At 65.0% G+C, this 9,553-nt stretch carries 8 protein-coding genes; 3 read left to right on the plus strand and 5 right to left on the minus strand.

The genetic code is table 11. From position 1 onward, the window contains the following. Nucleotides 1–130 precede the first annotated feature (130 nt). A complete protein-coding gene (locus EOA78_RS33760; RefSeq protein ID WP_127319863.1) occupies nucleotides 131–451 on the minus strand; it encodes a DUF1476 domain-containing protein in 321 nt (106 codons plus the stop codon). Between the two features lie 313 nt (nucleotides 452–764). On the opposite strand from EOA78_RS33760, the gene EOA78_RS33765 reads away from it, so the two are divergent. Together EOA78_RS33765 and EOA78_RS33770 are read left to right on the plus strand one after the other, a co-directional pair. Then, nucleotides 765–1,154, plus strand: a complete 390-nt coding sequence (locus EOA78_RS33765) for a DUF6152 family protein (RefSeq protein WP_127319864.1) — start codon at nucleotides 765–767, stop codon at nucleotides 1,152–1,154. Further along, complete coding sequence (locus EOA78_RS33770; protein WP_127319865.1) at nucleotides 1,155–1,622, plus strand: DUF6644 family protein; 468 nt, start codon at nucleotides 1,155–1,157, stop codon at nucleotides 1,620–1,622. Between the two features lie 269 nt (nucleotides 1,623–1,891). Here the strand turns inward: EOA78_RS33770 and carB are convergent, their stop codons facing one another. The 4 genes from carB to EOA78_RS33795 form a co-directional block, all read right to left on the minus strand. Further along, nucleotides 1,892–5,395, minus strand: a complete 3,504-nt coding sequence (gene carB / locus EOA78_RS33780; protein ID WP_127319866.1) for a carbamoyl-phosphate synthase large subunit — start codon at nucleotides 5,393–5,395, stop codon at nucleotides 1,892–1,894. 216 nt (nucleotides 5,396–5,611) lie between these two features. Then, nucleotides 5,612–6,571, minus strand: coding sequence for an SH3 domain-containing protein (locus tag EOA78_RS33785; RefSeq protein WP_348628520.1), 960 nt, complete (start codon nucleotides 6,569–6,571; stop codon nucleotides 5,612–5,614). A 230-nt stretch (nucleotides 6,572–6,801) separates the two neighbouring features. Then, a complete protein-coding gene (locus EOA78_RS33790) occupies nucleotides 6,802–7,560 on the minus strand; it encodes a metallophosphoesterase family protein (protein ID WP_127319868.1) in 759 nt (252 codons plus the stop codon). A 218-nt stretch (nucleotides 7,561–7,778) separates the two neighbouring features. Next, nucleotides 7,779–8,135, minus strand: a complete 357-nt coding sequence (locus EOA78_RS33795; protein ID WP_127319870.1) for a helix-turn-helix transcriptional regulator — start codon at nucleotides 8,133–8,135, stop codon at nucleotides 7,779–7,781. Between the two features lie 193 nt (nucleotides 8,136–8,328). On the opposite strand from EOA78_RS33795, the gene EOA78_RS33800 reads away from it, so the two are divergent. Further along, nucleotides 8,329–9,507, plus strand: a complete 1,179-nt coding sequence (locus tag EOA78_RS33800; protein ID WP_127319872.1) for an MFS transporter — start codon at nucleotides 8,329–8,331, stop codon at nucleotides 9,505–9,507. The last annotated feature ends 46 nt before the right edge of the window (nucleotides 9,508–9,553 follow it).

Here is a 9,553-nt window from a genome sequence, read left to right on the forward strand (position 1 = left end):
CAGCTAATGCATGGCACCCAAAAGCATGCCCTCCGCTTGACCCGAGGATGCGCAGCGTTTTTTGGGATAACGACATGCGTAAAACGAGAGCTTAAAGCGCGTCGCGACGCGCTTTAAGCTGGCGCAGCTCTCATGTGTTCTTGATCTGCTCGACCGCGGTCACCAGCAGTTCGTCCATAACGCCGCGAATCTGAACATCCGACTGGGCGACGCCCGCCGCGTCGAAATCGGCGCGTATTTTGCGCAACACATCGTCGTCCCCGGCCTCTTCGAAGTCCGCGCGCACCACCTCTTTCGCATAGGCGTCGGCGTCCTCACCGGTTTTGCCGAGCTTTTCGGCGGCCCATAGGCCGAGGAGCTTGTTACGGCGCGCCATGGCCCTGAACTTCGTGTCCTCGTCCATCGCATACTTCTTTTCGAAGCCTTCCTGACGGTCTCTCATACTGCTCATGGTGTGCCTCGTTCAGATGTGAGTCTCCGACCTTCATCGATGGAGAAGAAGAGCGGCGGGCCGAACATGGCGCGCATGGATGTCATAAGCAAGCGTTCATCCGGGCGATCGCAGGGCAATCGCTTCAGGTTGGCGCTGCCCATATTGCCCTGCCTTCCAACGTTGGTGGTTGGCGAAAGCCGACGCGGCATCCAATCTCCCTCGCAAGAGGGGAGATCGGCAGCTTCGCCTACTGCCCGTCGCACCGATGTGATTTGACGTTGCCGCGCCGTGGCCTACTCTCGAATGGCGGGACGAACCGAGGAGGCGAGCGATGCAGTCACCTTTCAACGGGCTTCGCAGCGTCACGCTGACAGCGGCAGTGATCCTTGCCGCCACCACCGTAGCCTATGCACATCACGGCTGGTCGTGGACCCAGGACGGGTTCTTCGAACTCCGGGGCAAGATCACGGCCATCTACATCGGCAATCCGCATGCCACGCTGGATGTCGACGCAGAGGGCGAGGTCTGGCGGGTGGATTTGGCGCCGCCGTCCCGGACGATCGCCGCCGGCTTCACCGAGGAGGTCGCCAAAGTCGGCGACGAGGTGACCGCGATCGGCCACCGCTCGCGCGACGAGACCGAGAAGTGGATGAAAGCATCCCGCATCATCGTCAATGGCAAGACTTATGATGTTTATCCCGACCGCGTGCCGCCGGCCTGAATGGACGAGCTCCTCGCCGGCATCGAGCAACTCGCCTTGGTGCGGGCACTGAAGGCCTCGTTCGTCGCCTATCCCATAGTCAACGCGCTGCACATCATGTCGATCGGCGCGCTGCTGACCAGCGTCTGGCTCATGGACCTCAGGGTCCTCGGCGCCTTCCGCTCGCTGCCATACGCGGCGTTCATCGCGCTGCTGCGCCGCACCGCATTTGCCGCGTTCGCCGGTGCGCTTGTCACCGGGTCGCTGCTCTTTTCAGTCAGGGCGAGCGAGTATGCGGCGAAGCCGATCTTCCTCACCAAGATGACGTTCATCCTGCTAGCCGGCGCCAACTTCCTCGTCTTCCTGCGCTTGAACCGTGCAGGAGGCGGTGACGAGCCGGCAGGTGGGGTCATCACCGTGCTGGCGGTGCTTTCGATGGTGCTGTGGACATCCGTGCTTTTCGCCGGGCGGTTTATTGGTTTTCTCTAGCGTCGTGCTAGGGCAATCATCTCACCTTCGGATTCGCATATCAGCAGGCGCTGGCGCCGCCCCTCATTGCCCTGCCGGGCATTTCTCCCCGTATAGTGACGGGGAGAAAGAAGCCTGCGCCGATGATTTCGCCAATCATCGAAGTGGCAAGAAGAGCGCCGACGTTGCGGCCAGCCCCCTTCTCCTCGTCACTATGCGGGGAGAAGGTGCCGGCAGGCGGATGAGGGGCGGCGCCGTGACGTATCATGGCGGCTTGTGGGCGCAGTTTCTTAGCTAAAATACTCCTGCAGCGGCCGCACCTCCAAACTCCCAGCCCTCAGTGCCGCAATGGCCTCCGCCACCGCCGCGGCGCCCGATAGCGTCGTGTAATACGGCACCTTCTGCATCAGAGTCGCGCGGCGTAGCGATTTCGAGTCCGACACCGCCTTCTGGCCATCAGTCGTGTTGAAGACGATCTGCACCTGGCGGTTGCGGATGGCGTCCTCGATGTGGGGGCGGCCTTCCAGTACCTTGTTGATCTTTTCGGCGACGACGCCGTTTTCGGCGAGGAAGCGCGCCGTGCCGGAGGTGGCCAGCACTTTAAAACCTTGGCCGGCGAGGCGCTTGACCGCCGGCAATATGCCCTTCTTGTCCTCGTCGCGCACCGAGACGAACAGCGTGCCGGAGCGTGGCAGGTCGACACCGGCGCCGAGCTGGCTTTTGGCGAAGGCCAGCGCGAAGTCGCGGTCGAGGCCCATCACCTCGCCGGTGGAACGCATCTCCGGGCCGAGCAATATGTCGACGCCGGGGAAGCGGGCGAAGGGGAACACCGCTTCCTTGACCGCGATGTGGCCGGGATTGCGGGGGTCGGGCATGGCGCCGTAATGGGCGAAGGCGTCTTCCAGGCTCTCGCCGGCCATGATGCGGGCGGCGATTTTGGCGATCGGACGGCCGATGGTCTTGGCGACGAAGGGCACGGTGCGCGACGCCCGCGGGTTGACCTCCAGCACATAGACGGTGCCGGCCTGGATCGCATATTGCACGTTCATCAGCCCGCCGACATTGAGCGCGCGGGCGAGTGCGGCCGTCTGGCGCTCCAGCTCGTCAACGAGCGCTCCTGGCAGCGAGTGCACCGGCAGCGAGCAGGCGCTGTCGCCCGAATGGATGCCGGCTTCCTCGATGTGTTCAAGAATGCCGGAGACGAAGGTCGCCTTGCCGTCGCAGAGGCAATCGACATCGACCTCGATGGCGCCACTGAGATAGGTGTCGAATAGCAGCGGGTTCTTGCCCAGCAGCGTGTTGATCTGGCCTGTCTTGTCGTTGGGATATTTCTGCTTGATGTCCTCCGGCACCAGGCCGGGCACGGTGTCGAGCAGGTAGGTCTGCAGCATGCTTTCGTCAGGGATGATCTGCATGGCGCGGCCGCCGAGCACATAGGAGGGGCGCACGACCAGCGGGAAGCCGAGCTCGCCGGCGACGAGGCGGGCCTGCTCGACCGAATAGGCGATTCCGTTCTTCGGCTGGCTGAGGCCGAGCTTGTGCAGCAGCTTCTGGAAACGGTCGCGGTCTTCGGCCAGATCGATCATGTCGGGCGAGGTGCCGAGGATCGGGATGCCGGCCTTCTCCAGCGCGTCGGCGAGCTTCAGCGGCGTCTGGCCGCCGAACTGGACGATGACGCCGACCAGCTCGCCCGATGCCTGCTCGGCGCGCAGGATCTCCAGCACGTCCTCCGGCGTCAGCGGCTCGAAATAGAGCCGGTCGGACGTGTCGTAATCGGTCGACACGGTTTCGGGGTTGCAGTTGACCATGATCGCTTCGTAGCCGGCGTCGCGCAGCGCGAAGGCCGCATGGCAGCAGCAATAGTCGAACTCGATGCCCTGGCCGATGCGGTTCGGGCCGCCGCCGAGGATGACGACCTTCTTGCGCGACGACACCTGCGCCTCGTTGGCGAGCGCGCCGGCGAAGGGCACCTCATAGGTGGAATACATGTAGGCGGTGGGCGAGGCGAACTCGGCGGCGCAGGTGTCGATGCGCTTATAAACCGGATGAACGTCGAGCGTTTGCCGCATCTTCTCAATCTCTTCCACGTCCTTCCTGACCAGGGACGCCAGGCGGGCGTCTGAAAAACCCATGGCCTTCAGCATGCGCAGATTGGCGGCGTCCTCAGGCAAGCCATGCTCGCGGATGCGGTCTTCCATGGCCAGGAGCCCGGCGATCTGTTCGAGGAACCACGGGTCGATCTTGCACATGGCGTGCACGTCTTCCAGGGAGGTGCCCATGCGGATCGCTTGCGCCACCATGCGCAGCCGGTCCGGCGTCGGCGTGCCGAGTGCGGCGCGGATGGCGTTGCGGTCGTCGGCGTGGTTGGCTGGCGTGCTGCCGTGGCCGATGCCGGGGATCTCGATCTCGTCCAGACCCGTCAGGCCGGTTTCCAGTCCACGCAGTGCCTTCTGCAGCGATTCCTGAAAGGTGCGGCCGATGGCCATGACTTCGCCGACCGACTTCATCGCTGTGGTCAGCACCGGCTCGGCGCCGGGGAATTTCTCGAAGGCGAAGCGCGGGATTTTTGTGACGACGTAATCGATCGACGGCTCGAACGAGGCCGGCGTCGCGCCGCCGGTGATGTCGTTCTCCAGCTCATCCAGCGTGTAGCCGACGGCGAGTTTTGCGGCGATCTTGGCGATGGGGAAGCCGGTCGCCTTGGAGGCGAGAGCCGACGAGCGCGAGACGCGCGGGTTCATCTCGATCACCACAAGTCTTCCATCGGCAGGATTCACGGCGAACTGCACGTTGGAGCCGCCGGTCTCGACGCCGATCTCGCGCAGCACCGCGATCGAGGCGTTGCGCATCATCTGGTACTCTTTGTCGGTCAGGGTCAGGGCAGGGGCGACGGTGATCGAGTCGCCGGTGTGCACGCCCATCGGGTCGATGTTCTCGATAGAGCAGACGATGATGCAGTTGTCCGCCTTGTCGCGGACGACCTCCATCTCATACTCCTTCCAGCCGAGCACGCTTTCCTCGATCAGCACTTCGGTGGTCGGCGAGGCGTCGAGGCCGGACTGGACGATCTCGTAGAATTCGGCACGGTTGTAGGCGATGCCGCCGCCGGTGCCGCCCATGGTGAAGGACGGGCGGATGATGGCGGGCAGGCCGACATGGTCGAGCGCTTGGGCCGCGATGGCCATGGCGTGGCTGATGTAGCGCTGCTTGCGGTCGCCTTCGCCGAGGTTCCAGCGCGTTTCCAACGCGTCGAGCGCGGCGTCGAGGTTCTCGGGCTTCTCGGCCTTGAGCGCGGCGCGCTCGGCCTCGTGGGTCTTGCGGTCGGCGTTCTTTACGTCGGTGGCGTTGGCCAGCATCGACTTCGGCGTTTCCAGGCCGATCTTGTTCATCGCCTCGCGAAACAGCGCGCGGTCCTCGGCCTTGTCGATGGCATGCGCGTCGGCGCCGATCATCTCGACATTGTAGCGTTCGAGCACGCCCATGCGGCGCAACGATAAGGCGGTGTTGAGCGCCGTCTGGCCGCCCATGGTCGGCAGCAGGGCGTCCGGCCGCTCCTTGGCGATGATCTTGGCCACCACCTCCGGCGTGATCGGCTCGATGTAGGTGGCGTCGGCCAGCTCCGGATCGGTCATGATGGTGGCCGGGTTGGAATTGACCAGGATGACGCGAAAGCCCTCTTCCTTCAGCGCCTTGCAGGCCTGGGTGCCCGAATAATCAAACTCGCAGGCCTGACCGATGACGATGGGGCCGGCCCCGATGATCAGGATCGACTTGAGGTCGGTGCGTCTTGGCATATCGAGGGTCCGTTCGGCAGGCGGCTTGCACGAAAAACCGGACGGGAAGACCCGGCCGGTTGTGCTCGCGATTCTGGTATCAGGCTAGGAGGGCCTTATAGGGAAGAGTTTTGCCAGATGTAACCCCCTAAAATTCGAGTAGGGCAGTAGGGCAGTAGGGCAGTAGGGCAGTAGGGCAGAGGTTCGAGCGCCCTTTAAACATATTGCCCTACTGACCTACTGCCTTATTCCCCTTAGCCACTCATCCCCCAGCGCCAACTGATCCGTGATCTCGAAGCGTTCGGAAACGCCGACGCGGATCAGGTTCAGGCTGCCCTCGCGGGTGTAGCGGAATTCGCCTGATGCATTCGAGCCGGCGGGCCGGCCGGCCTGGAAACTGATGACGCGGGTGCCGCCATCGGGCCAGGTCACGGTCACCTCGGCTTTGTCGCCCGTGTGGACAACGCCTGCCTTGCAGCTGGTCATCGGCTGGCCGACATAGCGCGCGCAAGGAATCTCGTTGCGGGCACCCAGGGCCGGCGCGGGCCTCCCCGGCGGCTGCAGCCGCGCAACGGTCTGTGCGTTGGCTGGAGGCGCTGTATTGACGGCGCGGTGCCGGATGGGCTCCTCCGCTGCTGCGGGCGACTGCGTCTCGCCGGTCGAAGGATTTCCGCTGGCCGCGAGCGCCAGGCGGTAAGCGTCTTCGATGGCCGCCCTGCCGATTGCGTCGGCGGCTGTCATCGTGGTTTCGGGCGCGCCCAGGCGCGCTGTCAGGTCGGGCAGCGGCTGATCTGCGGATACCAGGTTCGAGGCCTCGGCTGCAGGGGCCGTGCCTTCGCCGGTCGTTTCGGCATCCGCATCCGAAACGGCCGCCGGATTGTCGGGGTTCAGGTAGCGGGCGGGAGCCCATCCCGTCAGTTGCGGATTGTCAATTTCTGCGACCTTGCACCAGCGGTAGCCATTGACGTCGTTGCAGCCGAGATTGTTGACGCTCGTACCGTTAGGCAGCCGAGCCTTGATCTTGCCCATCGCCGATGCCGTGGCGCGGACGTTCAGGAGATCGCCTGGAGCGAGGTCGGTCACGATGGAAACGATCGGCCCCTCCTCGGCTTTGGCCGGCAGCAGCGCCGTCAGCAGGAGAAGGGCGGCAGTGAGCGCGTACAGCGTCGTTCGGAGCGTGACTGTGCGCCTCATCATTTTGGCCGTGGGCGATAGAAGCATTCCCGGAGGCGCAGCCAGGCACGGAAACGCCACCGCATTCCAGGTCGATTCTATAAGGGACGACATTGCGCTATGTAAGCCGGAAAATGCGGCTGGGGAATGAACAAATTCGGCCTGGCATGAGCAAGCTCAGCCGGGCATGAGCAAGCTCAGCCTGGCGGCATGAACGCGTACCTCGCTCAGCCTGGGCTGAACGCGTTTCGCGTTCAGCCTGGCATAAATCCGGTTCGCAGCGCGTGGGCCCATTCCGGCCGTCCCGCCTGCTCGGCCTGCCGCGCTGCCGCCTCATGGTCATAGTCAACGGCGATGGCCGCAAAACGGCCGGGGCGGCCCGGCTCACCCAGTTCGACAATGCCGTAGCGTGCATGCGGAGAGCCTTGCTCCGAGACGTGCGCCGGTGGCGTGTCGTCGCCATAAGCGGGGCAGCCGATGCTGCCCGGATTGAAGACGACAGGGCCGTCGGGGATACGGATCAGTTCGCTGCGGTGGCTGTGGCCGCACAGCACGATGCGGCAAGCGGGATCGAGCGCGGCCAGCCGCCGCTTGATGGCGGCCAGCGGCGCACGCACCAGCCGGCCGTCGGCTATCGTATCGATCAGGTATTCTTCGTCGTGGTCGGGCCGGGCGTGGAAGGCGGCCACTCCCGGCGCGATCTCCAGCGTGAGGGGCAAGGCCAACAGCGCCTCGCGCTGGGCCGACGTTAGCCGTTCCTGCGCATAGCGGTCGGACGGCCACATGGCTTCATCGGCGGTGTCGCGGGCGACGCGGCGGTCGTGATTGCCGCGCACCGTTGGCAGAGCGAGCGCTTCGAGCCGCTCAAAAGTCTCGCGCGGCCAGAGCGGGCCGGAGACGCAATCGCCGAGATTGACGATGAGGTCGGCGCTGCCGCGCTGCCGCAGATCGGCGAGCACGGCGTCCAGGGCGAGGACGTTGCCGTGGATATCGGCGAGGACGGCAATGCGCATGGGGAAGCTCCGTAGGTTGACGAGTTACTGGTCGGGAAGGGCGGACCTTGCAGGACTTTGGTTCCTCACGGAAGTGGGGGGAGAGGTGGCTCGGCGAAGCCGAGAGGGAGAGGGGGACTGCCCGCCACCCTTGATGCGATCGCTTGTTCGCTTCGGAGGCCCCTCTCCGGCCGCTTCGCGGCCGCCTCTCCCCCGTTGCACGGGGGCGAGGAACAGCCTCAGGCGCGGACTTCGATTTCGGACGCGCCGACCGCGGGCAATGCCGTATCGCCGACGGCGGCGGCAATGACGCTATCGAGCAGGCCCGGAAAGCGGCGGTCGAGATCGTCGCGTCGCAGCGTGATCAGCCGGCTGGTGCCGACCACCTCGGTGCGGGTTACGCCGGCCTCGCGCAATTTGGCCAGGTGATAGCTGAGATTGGTCTTCGAGCCGAGATCGAGGAACTGGCTGCAATTCAGCGGCACGCCTTCCTTGCTGGCGAGATAGCGCACGATGGCCAGCCGGGTGGGATCGCCGAGCACGGCAAGCACGTTCGGCAGGGTGATCTGGTCGGCGGTGGGGTGGGGCAGTGTCATGCCGGAGAACTAGGCGCAATCAGGGCCGATTTCAACGCATCTTCTCCTTGGCGGATGCACGCAGTTTCTCCTCCTGCCACCTTATCCTGACATAGAGGTGTCAGGAGGGTTTCGCTATTCTCGGATGGCTTCCTTGACACTATGCCCCATTATGTACAATTGTTCAATAACTTTTGAACTACGGATTGTTGCCATGGACAAGCGCCTCTTCTGGCTTGCGCTGGGGTCGTTCACGATCGCGACCGAAGGCTTCGTCATTTCCAGCCTGTTGCCCGACATCGCAGCCGATGCCGCCATCTCCGTTCCACTCGCCGGCACGCTGATCACCGCTTTTGCGCTCGCCTATGCGATCGGTACGCCGATCCTGGCGACGCTCACTGGCGAATGGGACCGTCGGCGCGTCATCTTGTGGACGCTGGTGTTTTTCGTGCTGGGCAATCTGGCGGCGGCGCTGAGTTCCTCGTTCGAATTGCTGCTGATAGGACGCATCGTCATGGCGCTGTCGTCCGGCCTGTTCGCGGCGACGGCGCAGGGGACGGCCGTGGCGCTTGTCGATGATCATCACCGCGCCCGCGCCATTGCCGTCGTTGTCGGCGGCACCACGGTGGCGGTGGCGGTCGGCGCGCCGCTCGGCGCGCTTGTCGCGACCGTCGCCGGCTGGCGCGGCACGTTCTTTGCCATCGCCGGGCTCGGCGCACTGGCCGGCGCAATCCTGTGGTACCGGCTGCCGCGGGGCATCGTCGGTACCAAGCTGCCGCTCAGGCAGCGGCTGGCAGCAACGCTTCGCCCCGGCGTGCCATCGATCCTGCTGACCACGCTGCTGGCGCTCACCGGCGCCTTCACGGTCTTTGCCTTTGTCGCGCCGCTAGCCATCGAAGGCGGGGGTTTGAGTCCGATCGCGCTGCCCGGGATGCTGCTTGCCTTCGGCGTCGGCGCCGTCATCGGCAACATTGCCGGCGGGCAGGCCGCCGACCGCTTCGGCGCGACGCGCACCGTCAGCTGGTCGCTGGCGCTGAGTGCGATCATGCTGGTCATGCTTTCGGTCATCCCGGCATTCCTGCCGCACAGCATCGCCGGGCCGGCGCTGATGGCCATGATGGTCCCGTGGGGTATCGTCGGCTGGGCGTTCCCGCCGGCGCAGGCCAGCCGCATCATCAGGCTGGCGCCCGACGCAGCGCCCATCGTGCTGTCGCTCAACGGCTCGGCGCTCTATCTCGGCGTGGCGCTGGGCGCCGTCGTCGGCGGCACGGTGCTGCGCTATGGCGCGCCAGCCGATCTCGGCCTGGTCGCAGCAGTGTTCCCGATCCTGGGTCTTGGCGTCATGCTCGCCGGCCACCGGGCCGCCCGGGCGATTGCCATGCCGGCGGAGTAAAGTTCTGGCTACCGGCCGTCCGAGACCTCAGGGCGCAGCCGGCGGT

Origin of the sequence: Mesorhizobium sp. M5C.F.Cr.IN.023.01.1.1 (genome assembly GCF_003997585.1) — a bacterium.
Lineage (GTDB): Bacteria > Pseudomonadota > Alphaproteobacteria > Rhizobiales > Rhizobiaceae > Mesorhizobium > Mesorhizobium wenxiniae.